Source organism: Streptomyces sp. NPDC050448 (assembly GCF_040655295.1).
GTDB lineage: Bacteria > Actinomycetota > Actinomycetes > Streptomycetales > Streptomycetaceae > Streptomyces.
In genome coordinates this window covers 82,984-103,662 of record NZ_JBFAJR010000007.1, presented here as the reverse complement: position 1 = coordinate 103,662, position 20,679 = coordinate 82,984, and the positions used below count along the sequence as shown (strand labels likewise).

Below are 20,679 nucleotides of genomic sequence, written 5' to 3'. Positions count from 1 at the left end.
GATCCAAAAGTGACGGCCTACCTGCGCGGGTCCACGGGTGTGAGGACCCCGAGCCGGTCCTCTACCGCCTGGGCTGCGTCCAGGCACAGGTCCTCGCGGAACGCCCGCCCGATGATCTGGACCCCGTACGGGAGCCCGTCGGACACCCCCGTCGGCACGGCCACGGCGGGCACGCCCACGAAGCTGGTCACCGAGCACAGGCGCAGGCCCGCCCCGACCCGGTCCCAGCCCGCCCGGTCGCGCGACTCCAGCCCCGGCTCGACCGGCGGCTCGGTGAACGTCGGGCCGAGCAGCAGCGGGTACTCGTGCAGGAACTCGGCCCATGAGCGGCGGACGCCCTGCCAGGTGCCCATCAGCCGCATCAGCTCGTCCGCGCTCGCGGGCGGGGTCTGCTCCATCATCATCGCGATGTACCGGTCCCCGCCCTCACCGAGCAGCGTGCGCACCACCGGCCAGCTCGGGGCGAACTCGGTCACGGCGATCCGGCCGTAGGCGTCGAGGGCCTCGGCCATGCGCGGTACGTCCGCCACCTCGCGTACGTCGTAGCCGGCATCGCGCAGCGCGCCGGCCGCGGCCTCCACGGCCGCGCGCACCGCGGGGTGGACGCCCTGCCCGCCGGGGTCCGCCACCACGGCGACCTTCACCGGCCCGGGCAGCGGTTCCCCGTAGAGGGGCACCGGCACGGCCCGCGGGTCGCGCGGATCGGTGCCGGCCAGCACCTCGTACGCCAGCCGCAGGTCGCCCACCGACCGCGCCATCGGCCCTTCGGTGACGAGCATCTGGGACGCCGGGCCGGGGTCGTCCGGGCCGAGCACGCGCTGGTCCGCCGGGAAGCGGCCCGTGGACGGCTTCAGCCCCGCCACCCCGCAGAACTGGGCCGGGACGCGCGCCGATCCGCCCGAGTCGTTGCCGAGCCCGAGAGCCGCCATGCCCGTGGCGACGGCCACCGCATCGCCCCCGCTGCTGCCGCCCGGGGTCCGGCTGCGGTCCCACGGGTTGACCGTGTCGCCGAACAGCTCGCTGCGCGTGTGCATCCCGGCCAGGACCAGCGTCGGCATGTTCGCGTGCCCGATCGGAATGGCCCCCGCCGCGCGCAGCCGGGCCACCGGGAGCGCGTCGGCCGGGGCCACCAGATCACGGAAGCGCGGGGTGCCGAAGGTGGTCGGGACGCCCTCGACGGCGGTGGTCTCCTTCACCGTGAACGGCACGCCCGCGAGCGGCCCCAGTGCCGCGCCCGCGGCCCGCAGCCGATCGGTGTGAGCCGCGGCCGCGCGGGCGCGCTCCGCCAGGAGCTGAGTGACAGCGTTCACCTGCGGGTTGACCTCGGCGATGCGCTCCAGGTGGCTGTCGATCAGTTCCACTGCCGACACGTTCGCGCGGCGCACGGCCTCCGCCTGCGCGGCGGCCGTCATCTTCCACAAGGGATCCAGCATGGTGTGAACCCTCTCCCCTCCACGTTCCGATGCACTTGCATCGGAACATTAACCCGGGAACCGATGCGGCCGCATCGAATAAACTCGGCGGTGCGTGACAGGCACACGGCGCACCAGGCTGCGCAGCGGGCGGGAGGAGACCGGGTATGCCCAGGCAGGTCGATCACGAGGGCCGACGCCGCCTCATCGCCGAGGCCGTCTGCCGCCTCGCCGACGAGAGCGGGCTCGAAGGCGTGACCCTGCGCGACGTCGCCGCCCGCGCCCAGGTGTCGATGGGCGCCGTGCAACGGTGCTTCCGCACGAAGGACGAGATGCTCGTCTTCGCCCTCGGGTACGTCGGCGAGCGCATCGGCGAGCGGGTGCGTGCCCGGCTCGTCAGGAGTCCGGCCCAGTCGGCCGCCACCGCCCTCGGGCACGCGGCCACCGAGATCTCGCTGCTGCGCGAGGAGCACCGGGCCGAGGCGAGGGTCTGGCTGGCCTTCGTCGCGCAAGCGGCGGTCAGCGCACCGCTCGCCGGGATGCTCAAGGTGAACTACGCGTCCCTGCAGGAGTCGTTCACGCAGCTCATGGCGGAGGCGGCGGACGATGCCGGCCGCAGCGGGGCCCTCGATCCGCAACGCGAGGCCCGTGCCCTCCTCGCCCTCGCGGACGGCCTCACCACGCACGTCCTCATCGGCCACCTCACCCCGCACCAGGCGCAGGACGTCCTCCACGCACACCTGGACGGCCTCTGGACGCACTCCGGGTGACGGTCGTCGCGGATGCGGGGAACCCTCCGGCGCGCCGTGCCCGCGGTGCACCCTCCGCGCTCTAATGTCGCCGCATGGCTGACATGTTCGATCACAATCCGCAGGTGTGGACCGCCGGCCGGCTCCGCGAGGTGCTGGCGGCGCTGCCCGACGAGACGCCGATCCACATCGGTGTCGCGGACGGCCCCGGGGACTTCGAGGGCTACGGGGAGTACGTCCTCGTGGACGCCGAGCCGGTCGAGGTGGACCTCGACGGCGAGGGGGACGGTGAGGGCGACCGGGACGGCGAGCCGGGCCCGCGGGTCCATTTCACGCTGTTCGCCGACGCCGCGGCCGGGGCCTACCACCTCGACCTGGACTGACCTTCCCGAGTGCGCGGCCCCGTCCGTCTCCCGTACGGGGCCTGTTCACGTCCGGTCGGCGGCCATGAGGAACTCCGCGACCAGGCGGTTCGTCTGCGCCGGCGCCGCGGTGGGCAGCGCGTGGTGGGTGAGGTGCGGGAGCGTCTCGATCCGGGCGTGCGGTACGGCCTTGCGGGCGCGGGCCGCCACTTTCCGCGGATCATGGGCGCCGCTGCGGCCGGCCAGGAGCACCAGCAGCGGGGCGCTCAGCGTCCTCGGGTCCGGGCGGCGGCCGACGACCGGCCGGCGGTGCGTGACATCCGTGGCCGCCAGGACGAAGAGCCGCTTCCAGTCCGGGTCGGTGTCCGTGCCTGCCGTCTCGCGGTCGAGATGGCCGTGCACGCGGGCCGCTGTCGGGCGCACCAGCACGGGCAGTGAGCGCAGCAGGAAACCGGGGCGGTAGCCGGCGAAGCACTGCGTCGGGTCGAGGAGGACCAGCCGGTCGACCCGCTGCGCCGCTCGCAGGGCGTATGTCAGAGCGATCCAGGCGCCGTACGAGTGCCCCAGCAGGCTGACGCGCCGGGCGCCGAGGCCGTCGAGCAGCGCGTCCAGCCAGGCCATCAGGTCGGCGGTGCTGCGCAGGGGGCGGCCCGCGCGCACGCTCCGGCCGGCGTCGCCGAGGATGTCGACGGCCAGCACCCGGTGGTGCGCACCGAGCGCTGCGGCGTTGGCGAACCAGACGGCGCCGGTGGAGCCGCCGCCGTGCAGGAGGAGAAGCGGAGGGGCCTCGGCGGGCCCGTACGCGTGGACGCGGGTGGTGCCGTACGGGGTCGGGACGTCGATCTCGGCGGTGCCGTCCGGCCAGCGGGCGAGCAGCGCATCGTAGGCGGCGAAGAATTGACGGGATGCGGACACGGTGGCCCCCCTGGGCATCGTCTCGTTGACCAATTGTCTCGCTCGGCGAGATACTAGCCGAGTGAGCGATGACGACACCCCCGCCATGCGACTGGTCCACCTCCTGCGTGCGGTCACGGTGGAATTCCACCTGCGCGGCTCCGAGTTCGCCGCGCGCAACGGCCTGCACCCGACCGACCTGCGCGCCCTGATCCGGCTGCTCGACGCCGACCGGGCGGGGGACGCCGTCACCCCGGGGCGGCTCGGTGAGGCCTTGAATCTCAACTCGGCGGGCACCACCGCCTTGCTCGACCGGCTGGAACGGCCGGGCCTGGTGCGCCGCATCCGCGACGAACACGACCGGCGCCGGGTGCTGTTGGTGGTGGAGCCGAAGGCGGTCGAGCTCGGCTGGTCCTTCTTTGGCCCGCTCATCAGCGGCCTGGTCGATGTGGCCGAGGACTTCACGCCCGCCGAACTGGACGTCGTGCAGCGCTACTTGACTGCCGCCCTCGACGTTGCGTCGCCCGCCGGAGTGCCGGAGAACCAGGGCGTGTACCGAGAGTAGATCTTGCAGGGGGATGATCTCGCTTGTGGCGCGCGGAGATCTGACGGACGCGCAGTGGGCCCGGCCGGCACCGCTGTTGCGCGGGGGCAAGTAGCCAGGTCGACCTCCGACCTGGACCAGACGGCAGCTGATCGATGGCACGTTTGCCGAGGACCAAATGGGTCGGCTAGCCTCTCCCAGCCGTCCCGGATGTTCCGGACCGGCGCTGTCGACGAGGAGGTGTGGAGCACATGCGCAGGAGTGCCCAGCAGTTGAGTCCGCGTACTGACCTTTGCCACTTCCTCACGACGGAGACACCTTGTCGTCTCGCATCACCCCACTGACCGACCCCGCTCACGGCCCGAACAGCCGGCGCCTTGCATGGCTGGCGTCCGACGCCGATTCCATCCCCATCGGAACCGCCTTTCTGCGCCTGTTCAACAGTCCCGGACAGGATCACCTGGCCGAACTGACCCTCCAGGTCCATCCGGCGGAGCGACGCCATCACGTCGGCTCGCAGCTCCTCGACGCCGCCGTGGCCGCCGCCCGGGACAACGCCCGCCGCTGCGTCATTGCGCAGGCCGAGGCCGGAGCGCCCGGCGACCAGTTCCTTGTGGCGCGCGGCTTTCGCAAGGTCCTCACCCTGAGGTTCTCCCGCTTGCCACTGGCCGATGTGGACACCACCGCCCTCGCCGGGATCATCGAGCATTCGCATCCCGGCTACCGGCTGGCGGCATGGCAGGGAGCCGTCCCCGACGACCTCGCCCAAACGTTTGCCGCCGCACGTCGCGCCATGGACGACATGCCCATGGAAGACACCGACTACGGCACCGTGACCTGGGACGTGGACCGGGTCCGGGCCGCGGCGAAGGCCGTCGAACGGCGCGGCGATCAGCTGCGCACCGTCGTCGCCATCGACACCTCCAACGGCTCGATCGCCGGATTCACAGAACTCGTCATTCCCGGCAACGGCACAGGTGATGGTCAGCACTACGGCACCGGCGTGCTGCCCGAGCACCGTGGACACGGCCTTGGCCGATGGATGAAGGCCGAGTCGATCCGACAGGCCCATGGGCACTATCCGGGCCTCGGTGGCCTCCTGACCGACACCGCCGACAGCAACAGGCACATGAGACACATCAACGACGATCTGGGCTACACGCCCACGCACACGACGCACCAGCACCAGCTCGACCTCTAGGGGGTGTCCGGCGGATCAGGGCCGGACACCCCCTAGCTGCAAACAGACGGGCCGGACCTGGACATCACCTCGCCCGGCCCGTCGACACTTTCGATACACGCCCTGGTGCCTCCAGCTCGTCGATCAGGTCGTCGCGGCTGGCGAAGTCGCCGTCGCGCACCCTGGTCGCTCGGACCCGCGCGGGGCTCTGACCCGGCGCGCACCGGGGTTCGGCCTCCCCCCGGCAGGCTGCGCACCAGAGCGCAGCCGGGTACGGCCGGACCGCGGGGCGCGGGGCGGCGGCCGACGGGGAAGGCGGGCTGCCGCCGTGAGCCGCGCAGCGCCGGGCTCCGCCCGCCGCCCGAACGGTCGGCCGTCGCCGGGAAATACGGTTGCCCCAGGTGGGAGCCACTGGCAAGGTCCGGGGCATGCCTTCCTTCACCGTCCCTGACGGGACCACGCTCGCCTACCGCGTCCTCGGTGGGGACGGGCCGCCGCTCGTCTGCCTCCCCGGAGGGCCGATGCGGGACTCCGCGTACCTCGGCGAGCTCGGCGGGCTCTGCGCGCACCGGCAGCTGATCATGCTGGATCTCCGGGGCACCGGCCGGTCGGAGGTACCCGCCGACCCCTCGTCCTACCGCTGCGACCGGCAGGTCGAGGACGTGGAGGCCCTGCGCGAGCACCTCGGCCTCGACCGGATGGACCTGCTCGCGCACTCGGCCGGCGCGAACCTGGCGGCCCTGTACGCCGGCCGCCACCCGGAGCGCCTCGGCAAGCTCGTCCTGCTCACTCCGAGCGTCATGGGGGTCGGCATCACGATCACGGGCGAGACCCGGCTCGACACCGCGCGGCTGCGCCGGGACGAACCCTGGTACCCGGCGGCGTACGCAGCCCTGGAGGCCGTCGTCGCCGGCCGGGCGACCGCGGACAGCCGGCAGGTGATCGCCCCGTTCCTCCACGGGCGCTGGGACGACGCGGCCCGCGCCTTCGAGGCCGCCGACGACGTGCAGAAGAACGGCGAGGCCGCGGCCGGCTACGCCGGTGAGGGCGCCTTCGACCCGGACGCCACCCGCACGGCACTCGCCGGGTTCGAGGCCCCCGTACTCGTGCTCGCGGGAGAGTACGACGTGTCGGTACCGCAGTCCGCCGCGGCCGAGTACGCCGGGCTTTTCCCGCACGCCCGTCTCGTCGTCCAGCCCGGGGCCGGCCATGCCCCGTGGCTCGACGACGCCGGGCGGTTCCTGGCCGCCACCACGGCATTCCTGTCCTGAGGACCGCTGCGGCAGGACCACCGACCGGCCGCCGGGAAGCCGAGGCGAACGCGGCGTAGCCTGGTCTGACCGCCGTATCCGCCTGTGACCAGGGAGGCGGAGCATGACCGACCCGTACGGCTTCCTCAGGACCCCCCGGAACCCCGTCCCGTCCCGCCCCGCGGACCAGCGACTCGGCGACTGGCGCGAGGTGCACGCCGGGCAGACGCTGCTGCCCCTGGTGTCCGAGCAGGCGAACCGGTGCATGGACTGCGGCGTCCCCTTCTGCCACGGCGGCTGCCCGCTCGGCAACCTCATCCCCGAGTGGAACGCGTACGCCGCGCACGGCGACTGGCGGGCCGCGTCCGAGCGGCTGCACGCCACCAACAACTTCCCGGAGTTCACCGGCCGGCTCTGTCCGGCCCCCTGCGAGGACGCCTGCGTGCTGGCGATCAACGCCGATCCGGTGACCATCAAGAACGTCGAGCAGACCATCGCCGACCAGGCCTGGGAACTCGGGTACACCCCGCCGGCGCCGCCCGGCCGGCTCAGCGGGCAGACCGTCGCCGTCATCGGCTCCGGCCCGGCAGGGCTCGCCACGGCCCAGCAGCTGACCCGGGCCGGCCACACCGTCGTCGTCTACGAGCGGGCCGACCGCATAGGCGGGCTGCTCCGCTACGGCATCCCCGCGTTCAAGATGGAGAAGACGCACCTGGACCGGCGGATCGCCCAGATGCAGGCCGAAGGCACGGTCTTCCGTACGGACGCGGACATCGGCGGCCGGATGGACGCGGCCGAACTGCGACGGCGCCATGACGCGGTCGTCGTCGCCGTCGGGGCCTCCGAGCGCCGGGAGCTGGCCGCGCCGGGCCGCGGGCTGCGCGGCATCCACCAGGCCATGGACTACCTGACCTGCGCCAACCGGGTCGGCGAGGGCGACCGGGCGGCGCCCGGGATCACGGCCGATGGCCGGCACGTGGTGATCGTCGGCGGTGGGGACACCGGCTCGGACTGCCTGGGCACCGCCCTGCGGCAGGGAGCGCTGTCGGTGGTCCAGCTCGACATCCGCCCTGAGCCCGGTCCCGGCCGGCCGGACACCGAGCCCTGGCCTCTGGTGCACCCGCAGGTGTACCGGATCTCCCACGCCCACGAGGAGGCACGCGGACGCCACGGCACCGATCCCCGGGTCTTCTCCAGCGCGACCCTGCACTTCGAGGGGGATGCGGAGGGCCGCGTACGGGCCCTGCACCTGACCGCGGTGGAGCCCGCGCAGAGGCAGCCGATGCCGGGCACCGAGCGGGTGATCGAGGCCGGGCTGGTCCTGCTGGCGCTCGGCTTCTCGGGTCCCGAGCGGGCCTGCGGGCTCGGCGAGCAGCTCGGGCTCACCCGGGACGGCCGGGGCAACTTCGCACGGGACGCGGACTTCGCGGCCCTCGGCGAGCCGCCGCTGCCGCCCTCGGACGTACCCCCGTCGGGAGCCCGGGCGCCGGGCGAGGCGGCGCCGGGCGACGCGGCGCCGCCCGTCAGGGTGCCGCCGTGGGCCGAGGCGCCGGCACCGGGCGCGGCGCCGGCCTGGGGCAAGCCGCCGGAGCGGCCGTCCCGCCGCAGGCCCGACGGGGTCTTCGTGGCAGGCGACGCCGGGCGCGGCCAGTCCCTGGTGGTGTGGGCCATCGCGGAGGGCCGCGCGGCGGCCGCCGCCGTGGACCGCTACCTCACCGGCTCGACGGCCCTGCCCGCCCCCGTCGGTGCCCACGACCGGCCCTTGTCGGCGTGACCGGGCGGGCCGGGACCCGGGCCCGGCGCCCCCGGCTCGCCGGACGCGGCTCCGGCCGGCCCCGCGGGGCTGCACAATCGTGGGGTGACTGCTGAAGATCGTTTCCTGTGGCTTGAAGACGTAGAGGGCGAGGCCGCGCTGGCCTGGGTGGGGGAGCGGAACGCGGAGACCGCCACCGCGCTCACCGGCGACCCCGGATTCGAGGCGCTGCGCGCCGAGCTGCGCGAGGTCCTCGACGACGCCGACCGGATCCCGTACACCGTCCGCCGCGCGGCGCACCTCTACAACTTCTGGCGGGACGCCGACCGCCCGAAGGGCGTGTGGCGGCGTACGACGCTGGAGCAGTACCGCAAGGACGACCCCGCCTGGGAGGTGCTCCTCGACATCGACGCCCTCGCGGCGCAGGAGGGCGAGGAGTGGGTGTGGGCCGGCGCCCGGGTGCGGTACCCGGACTACCGGCGGGCACTGGTCCAGCTGTCCCGGGACGGCTCCGACGCCGTCGTGGTCCGCGAGTTCGATCTCGGGGACCGGGCCTTCGTCGACGGCGGCTTCGAGGTCGCGGAGGCGAAGACCCGGATCGGCTGGATCGACGAGGACACCGTCTTCCTCGGCACCGACTTCGGACCGGGCTCGCTGACCGCGTCCGGCTATCCCCGTACCGTCCGGCGCTGGCGCAGGGGCACCGCCGCGGAGGACGCCGAGGTCGTCTTCGAGGCCGAGGCCGGGGACGTGTCCGCCGCCGGCTGGCACGACGCCACCCCCGGATACGAGCGCGACTTCGTCTGCCGCTCCACCGACTTCTTCCACGACGAGCTCCACCTGCTCGCCGACGGCGACCGGCTCGTCAGGATCGAGGTGCCGGACGACGCCGGGAAGTACGCGTACCGACAGTGGCTGATCGTCACCCCGAAGACCCCGTGGCTCGGACATCCGGCCGGCTCGCTCCTCGCCTTCGAATTCGACGCGTTCCTCGCCGGGGACCGCACCGCGCACGTGCTGTTCGCGCCGGACGAGCGCACCGCGCTGGCCGGGCACAGCTGGACCCGCCACCACCTGATCCTGGAGACGCTGGCCGACGTCTCGACCCGCATCCAGGTCCTCACCCCCGGCCCGGACGGCTGGAGCCGCCGGCCGCTGGCGGACGTGCCGCCGCTGTCCTCGGCGACCGTCACCGACACCGACCCGGACGTCAGCGACGAGTACTTCCTCAACGTCGACGGCTTCCTGCAGCCCTCCACCCTGACGTACGGCCACATCGGCGCCGATTCCGGGCCGCTCAAGCAGGCCCCCGCCCGCTTCGACGCCCGCGGCCTGTCGGTCCGGCAGTTCTTCGCGACCTCCGCGGACGGCACACAGGTCCCGTACTTCGTCGTCGGCCCCGCCGGCCAGGACCGGCCGGGGCCCGCGCTCCTCTACGGGTACGGCGGCTTCCGGGACCAGCAGACCCCGTACTACAGCCCGCTGACCGGCCGCGCCTGGCTCGCCCGCGGTGGTACGTACGCGGTCGCCAACATCCGCGGCGGCGCCGAATACGGCCCCGCCTGGCACCGGGCCGCCCTCGGCGCGAACCGGGTACGGGCCTTCGAGGACTTCGCGGCCGTCGCCGCCGACCTCACCGCCCGGGGCATCACCACCCCCGACCGGCTCGGCATCACCGGCGCCAGCAACGGCGGCCTGCTCATGGGCGCCATGCTCGTCGGGTACCCGGAGCTCTTCGGCGCGGTCGTGGCCAAGGTGCCCCTCCTGGACATGCTCCGCTACCACCGCCTGCTCGCCGGGGCCTCCTGGGTCGCCGAGTACGGGGACCCCGACAGCGAAGCCGACCGGCCCCACCTCGAGGCCCTCTCCCCGTACCACAACCTGTCCGCGGACCGGCCGTACCCGCCGCTGCTCCTGATGACCTCCACCCGCGACGACCGCGTCCACCCCGGCCACGCCCGCAAGACGGCCGCCCGGCTGCGGGAACTGGGCCACCGGGTGCTCTTCCACGAGAACACCGGCGGCGGCCACGGCGGAGCCAGCGACAACGAACAGGCCGCCGCCAACCACGCGCTCGCGTACACCTTCCTGTGGCAGCACCTGGGCGTCGGCACGCCGTGACCGGTCCCGGAACCAGACCATCCCGGAGGAGCTGCGCGGGCGGCCGGCGGGCATCGAGGTGCCGTCGTACAGCGTGGGCCCGCAGCTGGGCCAGGTCCGCGCGGGCAGCGTGGCGGGCTGGACGGGCACCCGGCCGGCGTTCTTGAGCGGCGGCCTCATGTGCGCGGCGGCGGTGGCGGCCCTGTCCGTCCTGCTGCCGAAGCCGGTGACCTACGACGCGGACACGGACGAGGACGCGCTGCGGCGCCGCGAGGCGAAGCGCGCCGGCCAGCCGGCGGCCTGACCGCGCCGCGGCCCGCGCGGCGGGCATGGAGCACGGCCGTGCCTAGCCTGCCGGCCTGGACCCGGTCGGCGGGTTGGGGTCCTGGCGGGCCGTGTTCCGGTCGGCGGGTTCCGTCGGGGGCTTCGGGCCCACGATGTACTGGTTCTCGACGAGGTGCTCGTATACCTCGAAGTCGACGGCCTGCCACCGCCCCATGTCTCCGTGGACGGCCCGGAACTGGGCCGGAGTCGGACTCTTCACTGCTCTCACCTCTCCTGTGGACCACCCTGCAGGTCCCGGTGGCCCGGCCGCACGAGGAGTGGGCCCTCTCCCCGGCCTGCGCAATCGTCCGATCGCAGTGCTCCATGGTGACCGCCGGTCGCGGCGGCGCCGCCTCGCCGCCCGTGGGTACGTGGTCAAGGGTGCGGGATCGGAGGACGTCCTGCACGCCGTCGTACGGACCGTTGCCACAGACGGGACGCCGCGCGGAAGCCGTCGCCCGGGGCAGGGACGCAGGGCTCGGCGACACCGGCTTCGCCACGGCCGGCCCGCAGGAGTTCACCGCCCGCTGGGCCATTGGAGTGAGGGCGCGGCCGGTCCCAGGGAGCGGGGACGTCCTCGGCCGTGAGGCCGGCGCGGTGCAGCGCGCGGTGCACGGCGGGCGGGTCCCCGGTTCTCGTCCGCCGTCCTTGAGGGCACGAAGCGACCCTGGCCCATGCGGGCCAGGGTCCACCACGTGCAGTCGGCGTCGTCGAGACGGAGCCCGGAGTCGTCGAACCCGTGGCCGGTGCGGTGGATTCCGCGGCTCTGCGCCCCGGTGGTCGCCTCCAGTCGTATCGACAGGCCACCGCCGTGTCGCAGAGCCCGGGTTCGGCTGCCGCCGATACGCCGTCAGGGCGTCCTCGTCCGTGGGACGTCGGTGCACAGGGCCCAGATGACGAACACGCCGATGCCGATGGCGATGATCGACCAGAGCGGCTGGTACGGCAGCCACATGAAGTGCAAGATCACGTACAGGCTGGTCAGGGCGATACCGGCGATCCGGCCGGCCTCCAAGCCCTTGAGGATCGCCGCGCCGGCGCCGACCACGAGGATGCCGACGATGAGATGGATCCAGCCCCAGGTCGTGAGGTCGAACTTGAAGGTGTAGTTGCCGATGTGCTGGTACACCTGGTCGTTGGCGATGGCGACGATGCCTTCGATGATGCCGAAGACGCCGGTGACGATCATCACGACGCCTGCGAACGTCGTGCCGCCCGATGCCCAGGCACTGCTGGTACTGCTCGGCGTGCTGCTCATTGCGCCGCCTCTCTCTCGAGTGTGGGACCCAGGTCTCGATGACACATCGGTCCCGCTCATCCATCCTGCGCACGAGCAGCGCCGGGCGCACGTCGGGACGAGGGCCGGTCCGTTCTAGAGGAGGAAGGAGACGGCTTCGGCGGGGGATACGGCGGTGTCGGGTGTGAACCGCCTGGTCTCACCCCGGAAGGAGCGGACCTCCAGCCAACTCTGCGGTGTCGCGGCCGGTAGCAGTTCCATGAGCCGTTCGAGGCCGGCGGATCCGTAGACCTTGAAGGTCTGCGTCCGCCGGTGGAACGAAGGCTGGATGTCGAACCTGACGTCGGCGGCCGGGTGTGGCCGACGGGCCCAGTCGCCGTACGGCAGCGAACCGTGGCCGCGGATGCGCGCATCGACGAGCGCCTCGGAGTCGGCATCGCCGATCTCGCAGTCGAAGACCGGGAAGGCCGTTGCGACGCGAGCCGCGATCGCCGGATACGCCACGCACGCCTGCCCCAGAGCCGGGGCGCAGAACAGCGCGTGAGTGAACGGTCCTACCGGCTCCGGCAAGGGCACCTTGTGGTGGGACCGGCCGTCGAAGGCCAGATCGCGCCGGGTGTCGAGGAAGCTCAGGAAGGCGTGCACGCCTGCGGGGTCGTGGCACTGTGCCCGTACGGCGAACCGCACCGCGCTGCGTCCCTCGTCCCGCAGGACGAAGTACTCGTGAAATCCCATCGGATGGTCCGGCGCGTGGGCGTGGTGGTACACCTCGTCGAAGCCGTCCACCGGCAGGTACGCGGGTTGCGGGGCGTGGGGCCCGGTACTTGCCTTGATCACGGCGAGGACCGGCGTCTGCCGATCGAGTTCGGCCGCGTCGAACGGCGGCCGGTCGACCTCGGCGAACCCCTTCCGGAGCCACTCGTTGATCTTGCGGGAGGCATGGCGTCCCGCGTGCTCCGCATCAAGCAGAGTCGACGTGCTCGCCTTGCCGCCGGTGCCTACGGCACCCCACCGGAGGAAACAGCGGATCCCGTTCCGGCGAATCTCCCGGTACTCGGACCCATCGCCCTGCAGACGCTCGAACCGCCGCCAGCCCGCCACCGGGTCCGTCCTCTCCTGCCCGCCTTCAGTCATGTGCCCAAGGGTGTCAGGGGGGTCCGACACCTCGTCGAGCGCCTGCCCCGCGCGCCCGGGCGGGCTGTGACGCCCGCCCGCCACCGGCGTCCGGGGCTGCGGGTGGCGGCGCCGCGGCCCTGTAACGCCCGCGCTGGCGCGGGAGTTCCTCGGCCGCTACTCGAGCCGGCCCACCGCCTACCTGGACAGCGAGGTCGTCCGCTACCTGGGCAGGCCCGGCCAGGCCGTCTCGTACAAACTCGGCGAGCGACGAACTCGGATCCCTGTGGCCAGGACCTCCGGACGTCCGACCGCGGCGGCGGGGGTCACGGGCGGGCGGCGGTGTGTTCGAGGATGGCGCGGACCTCCGTGGTGATCGCGGTCTCGGTGCGCTCGAACTCGGGGCCGGTCAGCAGGTCCGGGTCCGCCGGCAGGCCGGTGAGGACCGGGGTGTGCAGGTGGCCGCCGGGCAGCTGCGGGGCCAGGTCGCCGCGGAGCCGGTTGGAGCGGTAGGCCACCTCGTTGGACAGGTAGCCGCCTCCGCCGCCCGCCACCGCCCGGGAACCCGGCGTCGGGCCGTCGGCGCGGTCCACGGGCGCGGCGGCGCCCGCAGGGATCTCGGTGACGGCGGTGTTGAGGAGCACCGGGTACGGCGTCCGCACGGCGCTCGTGACCGCGTCGGCGGGGAGCGTGGTCCGGATGAACTCCGCGCCCGGGGCGAGGCCGGGAGCGGTCACCGGGTGCTCGCGGGTCCCTCCGGAGAGGGAGCCGGTGTTGTCGGGGTACGGATCCGCCGACCGGGACCGGCCCGCCCAGGCCTCCAGGGTGAAGATGCCGGGGTAGCCCTGACTGACGGTGGTGATGACGTCCGCCGCGCCGGGTCCGCCGGCCAGGCGCGGGGCGAAGGCGCGCTCCACGATGCCGGCGTCGAAGTCGGCGTACCGCACGGGCAGGACGACGGCGCGGATCTCGGCGCGGCTGCCGTCGGCGAGGGTGACGCGGCGGCCGTTGAGCTGGAGGGCGGCGGAACCGGAGGGGTTGGCGCGGCGGAGCTCGGCGTCCAGTCCGAAGGGGTCGAAGCCGCTGATGAAGACGCGCCGCACGCCCGGCGCGGTCCGGAAGGCGTTGTCCGTGAGGCCGCGGGAGGCGTCCTCGAAGCGGGCGCGCAGCGCGGGACGGTCGACGGCGAATTCCGGTTCCCAGCGGGCGAGCGCGGTGGTCATGGCCAGCCGCGTCCAGTACAGCGGCCGGTCGTCCCCGGCCGGGAGATCACCACCGGGCCGTTGGCCCTGGGCGCGGCGTACGGCGGCCTGCCAGAGGGCCTCGCCCCAGCCGTCGAGCAGCCGCCCGGCCTCGGCTGGGCTCCGGACCGCGCAGAGCGCTGCGGGGAAGCGCCGTACGAAGTCCCCGAACCCGGCCCGTTCGACGAGCGCCGTGGTCCGCGCATCCGCGAGCCGTGCCTGCTCGGAGTCGATGGGCGCGGAGTCGGCGGTGCGGCACGAGGAGGTGTCGTCCGCGTGCGCCGGCACGGTGACGGCCAGGGGAAGGACGGTGGCAAGAAGGACCGCGATCGACGCGGCACGCCGTAAAAGCATCATGCGATGTGACATTACATAGCCACCATCACCCCCACCAGACGCCCCCGTTCGGGCATGGCGTGTTCCGGTCACTCCGGCACGGGGGTGTCGCGGCGCCGCCGGCGCAGCGCCCCGTCGAGGGCGGCCGACAGTTCGGGGATCGAGGGCCTGGCCGCCGGATCGGGGCGGAGGCAGGCGTCGATGGCCGCCGCCAGGGCGCGGGGGAGGCGTCGCCGGGTGGTGACGGGCGGTGCCGGTCCCTCGAGTTGCGGGTACCAGGGCGCGGCTTCGCCGTCAGTCGTCCCGGCCCCGGTGTCGCCGGGGTCGAACGGGACGTCCCCGGTGGCGACTTCGTACAGCGTGACGCCGACGCCCCAGACGTCGGCCGCGGCCGACAGGGTTCCCCCGCGCGCCTGCTCGGGGGCGAGGTAGCTGAACGTGCCGACACCTGCGGGGGCGATGCCGGGCGCGCGGGCGACGCTGAGGTCGAGCACCTTCGCGTGACCGCATTCCACCACGACGTTGGACGGTTTGACGTCCAGGTGCAGCAGGCCCTGCCCGTGCAGGTAGTGCAGCGCGGAGCACAGTTGCACGCCCAGCACGGCCACGTCCTCGGCGGCCGCCCGCCGGGGCAGACGGCCGATGAGGTGGGACAGCGTCTCGCCCGTCAGCGTTTCGAGTACGACGAGCGGCTCGGGCGACTCGAAGGTCTCGTACGCGCGGACCAGGTGCGGATGCGTGAAGGCCTGGAGCCAGCGGCCCTCACGGACGAGCCGGTCGCCCAGCCGCGGCTCGTCGCGGCGGTCGGGGCGCAGGACCTTCACGACGCACCGGCAGTCCCGCTCCTCGCTCCAGGCGTCGTAGAGGTCGAGCCAGCCCGTCCGGGCCAGGTGTGCCAGGACCTCGTACCCCGGCGCGGGGGCCGTGCCGGGCGCGAGGGGCGGGGCCGCGGGACGGGTGGTGGTGGCAGGGCTCATGACAGGACCTTCAGGGGGGAGCCGGCCGGGGCCGGGCCGGGCGCGCCGCCGTTCATACGGTGCAGGCGGGCATAGACACCGCCGTGTACGAGCAGCTCCTCGTGGGTGCCGCACTCGACGACCCGGCCCCGCTCCAGCACCACCGTGGACGTCGCGTCGCGCACGGAGAGCAGGTTGTGCGAGATCACGACGGTGGTCCGCCCGGCCATCAGCCGGCGCAGCGGTTCCATGATCCGGCGGCCCGACTCGGCGTCCAGGCCGGTGGTCGGTTCGTCCAGGAGCAGTACGGGTGCGTCCCTGACCATCGCGCGGGCGATCGCCAGGCGCTGGGCCTGCCCGCCGGACAGGGTCCGGCCCCGCTGGCCCACGACGGTGTCGTAGCCCTCGGGGAGCAGCCGGATGAACGCGTCGGCGTCGGCCGCGCGGGCCGCCGCGACGATGTCCGCCTCGGTCGCGCCGGGCCGGCCGTAGGCGATGTTCTCCCGTACGGTGCCGTGGAAGACGAGCGTTTCCTGCAGCACCACCGCGACGTTCGCGCGCAGTTCGGACAGCCGCAGCTCCCTGAGGTCGGTGCCGTCGAGGAGGACCGCTCCCTGGTCCGGGTCGTAGAAGCGCAGTTGCAGCTTCCCGACCGTGGACTTGCCGGCGCCGCTCGCACCGACCAGCGCCAGCGTCGTACCGGGCTGCACACGGAACGACACGTCGCGCAGGGCCCACCGCGACGTGCCCGGATAGCGGAAGGAGACGCCGCGGAACTCGACATTGCCCCGGGCGCGCCCGATCCTCCGGGCACGGGCGGCTGCCACCTCGACGACCTGGGGGCGCTGGTCGAGCAGTTCGATGATCCGCTCGGCCGACGCGGACGCCGCGTAGAAGGTGTTCGTGAGCTGGGACAGGTCGCGGATCGGGCTGTAGAGCTTGCCCAGCAGCGCGAGGAAGACCAGCAGCCCACCCAGCGTGAGCTGCCCCTGCGCCAGCTTCCACGTACCCAGGCCCAGCACGGCCAGCGCGCCGGTCAGCTCGATCATCTCGACGACCGGGCCGTAGACGGAGCGGATACGGGCCGAGACCATCGCCGCGCGGAACCTGCCCATGCTCTCGCGTGCGAACCGGCCCTCCTCCGTGTCCTGCCGGTTGTAGGCCTGCACCAGCGCGATGTTGCCGAGTGACTCCTCGGCTATCGCGCTGATCGAGCCGCTGCGCCGCCGCCGCTCCCGCGACGCGGCCTTGACCAGCCGGGAGAAGCGCCGGGCCGCGCCCCAGAAGAGCGGCACGATGACGAGCGCGAGGAGGGTCAGGTCCCAGCGCAGGTAGAAGAGCAGACCGAGGAAGACGCCCAGCCGGATCACGTGGTAGAGGGCGTCGGCCACCCCGGAGAGGAGGAACGTCTCGATCGCATCGACGTCGCCGGTGATGCGTGACAGCACGTCACCCAGGCGCCGCCGTTCGAAGAACCCGAGCGAGAGCCCCTGGACGTGCCGGTAGACATCCGCCCGCAGGGCCAGCAGGAAACGCTCGCCGACCCAGGTGGACATCACGTCGTCGGCGAACTCCAGAACGCCGGAGCACACGACGAGTCCCAGGTAGACCGGCGCGATCCACAGGAAGGGGCGCAGATCGCGCGGAACGAGGACCTCGTCCACCACGATCTTGAAGAGCCAGATCTCGGCCGCGTCGATCAGCGGGCCGATCATGCTGAAGAGGAGGATCGGGACGAGCCAGCGCCTGCCGCCGCGGGTATAGGGCCAGAACCGCCGGAACGCCTCGCGCGGGGCGACGGGCGGCGCGGCGGCGACGACCGCTTCGGGATCATCGGCCACCGACAGCAGCCGGTGCAGTGCATGCCGCGCGACCCGCCTCATGGACGCGTTCCTCAACGATTGACGGCTGAGCGGATCAAGAAGCGGGGTCCGCCCAGCCGTCCTCGGCGGTCACCAGCGGTGGCCGTGGTGGCCGTGGTGGCCGTGGGTGGTGTTCCGGCGGTGGCGACGGTGACGGCGCATTTCGGTGCTGTCATCGCGCTCCGAGGTCATGTCCCTCTTTCCGTGACGGTGGTTCGCTGGGATGAGATGAGTGAAGATCGCCATGAGCTTTCCTCCTGGAGAGGGTTCCACAGGGGCATACGGGCCAGAGGGCTCGGGAGATTGCCCTTTCCGGAAAATTCTCCCGATCGGCACCTCGCCGCGGACAGGGCCCACGAGTGGGTGAATCGGCCGGGTTCGGGCCGTGCTGGTATGGGATGGCCCGGAACACCCTTATTCGATGGGAGATCCACATGAAGATCCGTACCCTGGCCGTTGCGGCCTGCCTGGTCGTCGGTGCGACGCTGGGCGGGATCGGTGCTGCTTCCGCTGACGCGACGGCCGAGGGCTATGCCATCGGCTCGCCGGGCTTCCTCTCGGGCAACGTGATCCAGTTTCCGACCCACATCCCGATCAACGTCTGCGGCAACGGCATCAACTACCTCGGGGTGCTGAACCCGACCGGCGGCAACACCTGCATCAACGCCTGACACGCCCAGCGCGCGGTGTCACCGGAACCGTCCGGTGGCACCGCCGGGTGCTACGGAACCCCGCGGATGCGGCGGACCAGCACCGACCCCGCCAGCGCCAGAGCGCCCGCGAGCGCGTACAGCGCGGTGTACCCGCCGAAGTGGGTGACCACCGGCGCGGCGATCACCGGAGCCAGCACTTGGGGCAGCGCATTGGCGATGTTGATGACGCCGAGGTCCCGGCCCCGGTCCTCCGCCGTCGGCAGCACGTCCGTCAGCAGGGCGAAGTCCACCGACGTGTAGACGCCGAAGCCGACCCCGAGGACGAGCGAGGCGACGATCGCCCCCGTCCAGGTCTGCCAGACGGCGAGCAGCAGGGTGGCGGCCGAGATGACCAGCCCCGACCCGATGACGTAGACCTTCCTGCGGCCCGTACGGTCCGACCGGATGCCGCTGACGACCACCGTGGCCAGCAGGGTGAGTGCGTTGAGCGCCGTCAGGATCAGCACGCCCGTGTCCGCGTCGTCCTCGTAGTGCACGGCGTCGGTGAGGTAGTACAGCAGGTACATCGTGCTGACGGAGTACGAAAGATTCATCAGGAAGCGCGTCAGCCAGGCCCAGCCGAAGTCGGGATGGCGCCGCGGGTCGATCCAGAAGCCGGTGACGAAGGTCCCCCACCGGAAGGCGGGCCGGGCGGCGGGCGGGAGGCGCGTGTCGCGCCGCATCACCACGTACGGGACGGCCGCGAGCACCGAGAAGGCCGCACACGCGAGATACCCGGCGGTGATGCCGCCCGCGACCGTGGCCAGCGCCGTGCCGGCCAGGATGCCGCCGACCTGGGAGACGCCGAGCCAGCCGCCGACCAGACCGCGCTGCCGGGGCGGTACCTGGTCGGGCACGGCGGCGGTGAGGGCGGCGAACGCCGCGTTGAGGGCCAGCTGGACCAGGCACCAGCCCGCGATCACAAGGGCGACGCTCGAAGCGCGCGCGAGGACGAGCAGCCCGCCCGCCCCGCCCGCGACTCCCGCCACCACCCAGGGGATCCGTCGGCCCACCGACGCCGTCGTACGGTCCGACAGGGCCCCGAAGACCGGGTTCGCCACCATCGAGACGGCCGCCCCCACCCCCGTCACCAGGGCGAGCGTGGACGCCTTGTGGTGCGGGGTGAGCTGTTCGGCCTGGCGGGCCAGGAGCAGTTGGAGCGGGCCGAACCAGCCGGCCCAGACGCCGAGATTGGCGAGGGACAGCGCACCGACCCACCGCCCGCCGACCGGGCTGCCGGTCTCCGCGGCCGTCCGTTCGACGGTCATCTGCCGCCCTTGATCAGGTCGCGGTACCAGGCGTACGACTCCTTCGGGGTCCGCTCCAGCGTGTCGTAGTCGACGTGGACCAGCCCGAACCGCTGCCGGTACCCCTCCGCCCACTCGAAGTTGTCGAGGATCGACCAGATGAAGTAGCCGCGGACGTCGACCCCTTGCGCCATCGCCCGGCGCAGGGCGACCACATGGCCCTCGTGGTACGCGATCCGGCGGGCATCGGCGATCCGCCCCGTCGCGGGATCGGGCCCGTCACCGTACGAGCAGCCGTTCTCGGTGATGTACAGCGGCGGCAGCCGGTCGCCGTAGCGCTCGCGCAGGGAGACGAGCAGTTCGCGCAGCCCGTCCGGGACCACCGGCCAGCCGAAGTCGGTGTGTTCGCACCCCTCGATCGGCCGGATGGCGAAGGGGAGGTCCGCCGGGATCTCGATGCCGCCGAACTCGCCTGCGGGGGCGGTCGGTTGCGGGGCGCCCACGAGCATCGGGTTGTAGTAGTTGATCCCGTACCAGTCCAGCGGGGCCGAGATGGTCTTCAGGTCCTCCGCCACCGGGCCGGGCAGCAGCGAGGCCAGCCCCTCGTCCGGATACGCGCCGGTCAGGATCGGGTCGGCGAAGAGGCGGTTCGTGAGCGTGTCGTACAGCTCGGCGGCGGCGCGGTCGCCCTCGCCGTCGCCGGCGGTCCACACGGGGCTGTGCGAGGCGGCGATGCCGATCTCGCGGGCGCCCGCGGCGCGCAGGGCCTGTACGCCCAGCCCGTGGGCCAGGAGCTGGTGGTGGGCCGCCGGCAGGGCGTCGAAGACGAGGCGCTTGCCGGGGGCGTGCTCGCCGAGGCCGTATCCGAGGAGGGTGACCTCGGCGGGCTCGTTGATGGTGATCCACATCGGGACGCGGTCGGCGAGCCGCTGCGCGACCACCGAGGCGTACGCCGCGAACCGTTCGGCGGTGTCGCGGCTGAGCCAGCCGCCCTTCTCCTCGAGGGCGAGCGGGGTGTCCCAGTGGAACAGGGTGGGCACCGGGCGGATGCCGCAGGCGCACAGCTCGTCGACCAGCCGGTCGTAGAAGTCCAGCCCCTTGCCGTTGACCTGCCCGTGGCCGTCCGGCAGGACCCGCGACCAGGACACCGAGAACCGGTAGGCGCCGACGCCCAGTCCGGCCATCAGGGCCACGTCCTCGCGGTAGCGGCGGTAGTGGTCGGTGGCCACGTCCGCGTGCGAGCCGTCTCTGATGCGCCCGGGCTCCCTGGTGAAGGCGTCCCAGGCGGAGGGGCCCCGGCCGTCGGCGGTCGGCGAGCCCTCGATCTGGAAGGCAGAGGCGGAGACGCCCCAGAGGAAATCGGCGGGGAACTCGGGTACGGACGCTGTCATGCGGACTCACTTCGGTCGCGGGGTGCGCGTACGGGA

Annotated in this window: 18 protein-coding genes and 2 pseudogenes; 10 read left to right on the top strand and 10 right to left on the bottom strand. The window is 73.0% G+C overall.

Annotation, left to right across the window (positions count from 1 at the left end):
* Positions 1 to 17 precede the first annotated feature (17 nt).
* Positions 18 to 1,433: an amidase gene (locus tag AB0I68_RS11610; protein WP_363177045.1), complete on the bottom strand. Its 1,416-nt coding sequence runs from the start codon at positions 1,431 to 1,433 to the stop codon at positions 18 to 20.
* A gap of 146 nt (positions 1,434 to 1,579) precedes the next feature.
* Here AB0I68_RS11610 and AB0I68_RS11605 point away from each other — a divergent pair, with 146 nt between their 5' ends.
* Both AB0I68_RS11605 and AB0I68_RS11600 read left to right on the top strand, forming a co-directional pair.
* Positions 1,580 to 2,182 (top strand): TetR/AcrR family transcriptional regulator, encoded by a 603-nt coding sequence (locus tag AB0I68_RS11605; protein ID WP_363177044.1) that lies wholly within the window; start codon positions 1,580 to 1,582, stop codon positions 2,180 to 2,182.
* A 74-nt stretch (positions 2,183 to 2,256) separates the two neighbouring features.
* Positions 2,257 to 2,544 (top strand): DUF6225 family protein, encoded by a 288-nt coding sequence (locus tag AB0I68_RS11600; RefSeq protein ID WP_363177043.1) that lies wholly within the window; start codon positions 2,257 to 2,259, stop codon positions 2,542 to 2,544.
* Between the two features lie 45 nt (positions 2,545 to 2,589).
* Here the strand turns inward: AB0I68_RS11600 and AB0I68_RS11595 are convergent, their stop codons facing one another.
* Positions 2,590 to 3,438 (bottom strand): alpha/beta fold hydrolase, encoded by an 849-nt coding sequence (locus tag AB0I68_RS11595; protein WP_363177042.1) that lies wholly within the window; start codon positions 3,436 to 3,438, stop codon positions 2,590 to 2,592.
* A 61-nt stretch (positions 3,439 to 3,499) separates the two neighbouring features.
* Here AB0I68_RS11595 and AB0I68_RS11590 point away from each other — a divergent pair, with 61 nt between their 5' ends.
* From AB0I68_RS11590 to AB0I68_RS11565, 6 genes and pseudogenes are all read left to right on the top strand, one after another.
* Complete coding sequence (locus tag AB0I68_RS11590) at positions 3,500 to 3,982, top strand: MarR family transcriptional regulator (RefSeq protein WP_363177041.1); 483 nt, start codon at positions 3,500 to 3,502, stop codon at positions 3,980 to 3,982.
* A gap of 298 nt (positions 3,983 to 4,280) precedes the next feature.
* Positions 4,281 to 5,162, top strand: a complete 882-nt coding sequence (locus tag AB0I68_RS11585) for a GNAT family N-acetyltransferase (protein WP_363177040.1) — start codon at positions 4,281 to 4,283, stop codon at positions 5,160 to 5,162.
* 407 nt (positions 5,163 to 5,569) lie between these two features.
* Positions 5,570 to 6,412, top strand: coding sequence for an alpha/beta hydrolase (locus AB0I68_RS11580; protein WP_363177039.1), 843 nt, complete (start codon positions 5,570 to 5,572; stop codon positions 6,410 to 6,412).
* Positions 6,413 to 6,515: 103 nt separating this feature from the next.
* Positions 6,516 to 8,165 (top strand): glutamate synthase subunit beta, encoded by a 1,650-nt coding sequence (locus AB0I68_RS11575; RefSeq protein WP_363177038.1) that lies wholly within the window; start codon positions 6,516 to 6,518, stop codon positions 8,163 to 8,165.
* An 84-nt stretch (positions 8,166 to 8,249) separates the two neighbouring features.
* A complete protein-coding gene (locus AB0I68_RS11570; protein WP_363177037.1) occupies positions 8,250 to 10,265 on the top strand; it encodes a prolyl oligopeptidase family serine peptidase in 2,016 nt (671 codons plus the stop codon).
* A 10-nt stretch (positions 10,266 to 10,275) separates the two neighbouring features.
* A pseudogene (locus AB0I68_RS11565) lies at positions 10,276 to 10,548 on the top strand (MFS transporter); the annotation flags it as partial.
* Between the two features lie 42 nt (positions 10,549 to 10,590).
* Here AB0I68_RS11565 and AB0I68_RS11560 read toward each other — a convergent pair.
* From AB0I68_RS11560 to AB0I68_RS11550, 3 genes are all read right to left on the bottom strand, one after another.
* Positions 10,591 to 10,788, bottom strand: coding sequence for a hypothetical protein (locus tag AB0I68_RS11560; protein ID WP_363177036.1), 198 nt, complete (start codon positions 10,786 to 10,788; stop codon positions 10,591 to 10,593).
* A 630-nt stretch (positions 10,789 to 11,418) separates the two neighbouring features.
* A complete protein-coding gene (locus AB0I68_RS11555) occupies positions 11,419 to 11,826 on the bottom strand; it encodes a hypothetical protein (protein ID WP_363177035.1) in 408 nt (135 codons plus the stop codon).
* Positions 11,827 to 11,940: 114 nt separating this feature from the next.
* Positions 11,941 to 12,939: a WGR domain-containing protein gene (locus tag AB0I68_RS11550; RefSeq protein WP_363177034.1), complete on the bottom strand. Its 999-nt coding sequence runs from the start codon at positions 12,937 to 12,939 to the stop codon at positions 11,941 to 11,943.
* A gap of 124 nt (positions 12,940 to 13,063) precedes the next feature.
* Between AB0I68_RS11550 and AB0I68_RS11545 the strand changes: the two are divergent.
* Positions 13,064 to 13,189 (top strand): annotated as a pseudogene (locus tag AB0I68_RS11545) (DUF885 domain-containing protein); the annotation flags it as partial.
* A gap of 55 nt (positions 13,190 to 13,244) precedes the next feature.
* Here the strand turns inward: AB0I68_RS11545 and AB0I68_RS11540 are convergent.
* The 3 genes from AB0I68_RS11540 to AB0I68_RS11530 all read right to left on the bottom strand — a co-directional run bounded on the left by AB0I68_RS11540 (position 13,245) and on the right by AB0I68_RS11530 (position 17,334).
* Positions 13,245 to 14,516 (bottom strand): pyroglutamyl peptidase, encoded by a 1,272-nt coding sequence (locus AB0I68_RS11540; protein WP_363177033.1) that lies wholly within the window; start codon positions 14,514 to 14,516, stop codon positions 13,245 to 13,247.
* A gap of 68 nt (positions 14,517 to 14,584) precedes the next feature.
* Positions 14,585 to 15,472 carry a serine/threonine-protein kinase gene (locus tag AB0I68_RS11535; RefSeq protein ID WP_363177032.1) on the bottom strand — a complete coding sequence of 296 codons (888 nt, stop codon included), beginning with the start codon at positions 15,470 to 15,472 and terminating at the stop codon, positions 14,585 to 14,587.
* Positions 15,469 to 17,334, bottom strand: a complete 1,866-nt coding sequence (locus tag AB0I68_RS11530; RefSeq protein ID WP_363177031.1) for an ABC transporter ATP-binding protein — start codon at positions 17,332 to 17,334, stop codon at positions 15,469 to 15,471. Before AB0I68_RS11530 ends, AB0I68_RS11535 begins: the two co-directional genes overlap by 4 nt.
* A 413-nt stretch (positions 17,335 to 17,747) precedes the next feature.
* Between AB0I68_RS11530 and AB0I68_RS11525 the strand changes: the two genes are divergently transcribed.
* Positions 17,748 to 17,984 (top strand): chaplin, encoded by a 237-nt coding sequence (locus AB0I68_RS11525; RefSeq protein ID WP_363177030.1) that lies wholly within the window; start codon positions 17,748 to 17,750, stop codon positions 17,982 to 17,984.
* A 50-nt stretch (positions 17,985 to 18,034) separates the two neighbouring features.
* On the opposite strand, the gene AB0I68_RS11520 is transcribed toward AB0I68_RS11525, so the two are convergent.
* The gene (locus AB0I68_RS11520; RefSeq protein ID WP_363177029.1) at positions 18,035 to 19,273 is read right to left on the bottom strand and encodes an MFS transporter; all 1,239 of its coding nucleotides are present in this window, start codon (positions 19,271 to 19,273) and stop codon (positions 18,035 to 18,037) included.
* On the bottom strand, positions 19,270 to 20,643 hold the full coding sequence (locus AB0I68_RS11515) for a GH1 family beta-glucosidase (protein WP_363177028.1): 1,374 nt from the start codon (positions 20,641 to 20,643) through the stop codon (positions 19,270 to 19,272). The genes AB0I68_RS11520 and AB0I68_RS11515 overlap by 4 nt, the downstream gene beginning before the upstream one ends.
* Between the last annotated feature and the right edge of the window lie 36 nt (positions 20,644 to 20,679).

Coding starts and splice junctions, on each gene's coding strand:
- AB0I68_RS11555 (WP_363177035.1), bottom strand. CDS start 11,826: ATGAGCAGCACGCCGAGCAGTACCAGCAGTGCCTGGGCATCGGGCGGC.
- AB0I68_RS11600 (WP_363177043.1), top strand. CDS start 2,257: ATGGCTGACATGTTCGATCACAATCCGCAGGTGTGGACCGCCGGCCGG.
- AB0I68_RS11520 (WP_363177029.1), bottom strand. CDS start 19,273: ATGACCGTCGAACGGACGGCCGCGGAGACCGGCAGCCCGGTCGGCGGG.
- AB0I68_RS11610 (WP_363177045.1), bottom strand. CDS start 1,433: ATGCTGGATCCCTTGTGGAAGATGACGGCCGCCGCGCAGGCGGAGGCC.
- AB0I68_RS11580 (WP_363177039.1), top strand. CDS start 5,570: ATGCCTTCCTTCACCGTCCCTGACGGGACCACGCTCGCCTACCGCGTC.
- AB0I68_RS11540 (WP_363177033.1), bottom strand. CDS start 14,516: ATGATGCTTTTACGGCGTGCCGCGTCGATCGCGGTCCTTCTTGCCACC.
- AB0I68_RS11535 (WP_363177032.1), bottom strand. CDS start 15,472: ATGAGCCCTGCCACCACCACCCGTCCCGCGGCCCCGCCCCTCGCGCCC.
- AB0I68_RS11525 (WP_363177030.1), top strand. CDS start 17,748: ATGAAGATCCGTACCCTGGCCGTTGCGGCCTGCCTGGTCGTCGGTGCG.
- AB0I68_RS11575 (WP_363177038.1), top strand. CDS start 6,516: ATGACCGACCCGTACGGCTTCCTCAGGACCCCCCGGAACCCCGTCCCG.
- AB0I68_RS11605 (WP_363177044.1), top strand. CDS start 1,580: ATGCCCAGGCAGGTCGATCACGAGGGCCGACGCCGCCTCATCGCCGAG.
- AB0I68_RS11530 (WP_363177031.1), bottom strand. CDS start 17,334: ATGAGGCGGGTCGCGCGGCATGCACTGCACCGGCTGCTGTCGGTGGCC.
- AB0I68_RS11515 (WP_363177028.1), bottom strand. CDS start 20,643: ATGACAGCGTCCGTACCCGAGTTCCCCGCCGATTTCCTCTGGGGCGTC.
- AB0I68_RS11550 (WP_363177034.1), bottom strand. CDS start 12,939: ATGACTGAAGGCGGGCAGGAGAGGACGGACCCGGTGGCGGGCTGGCGG.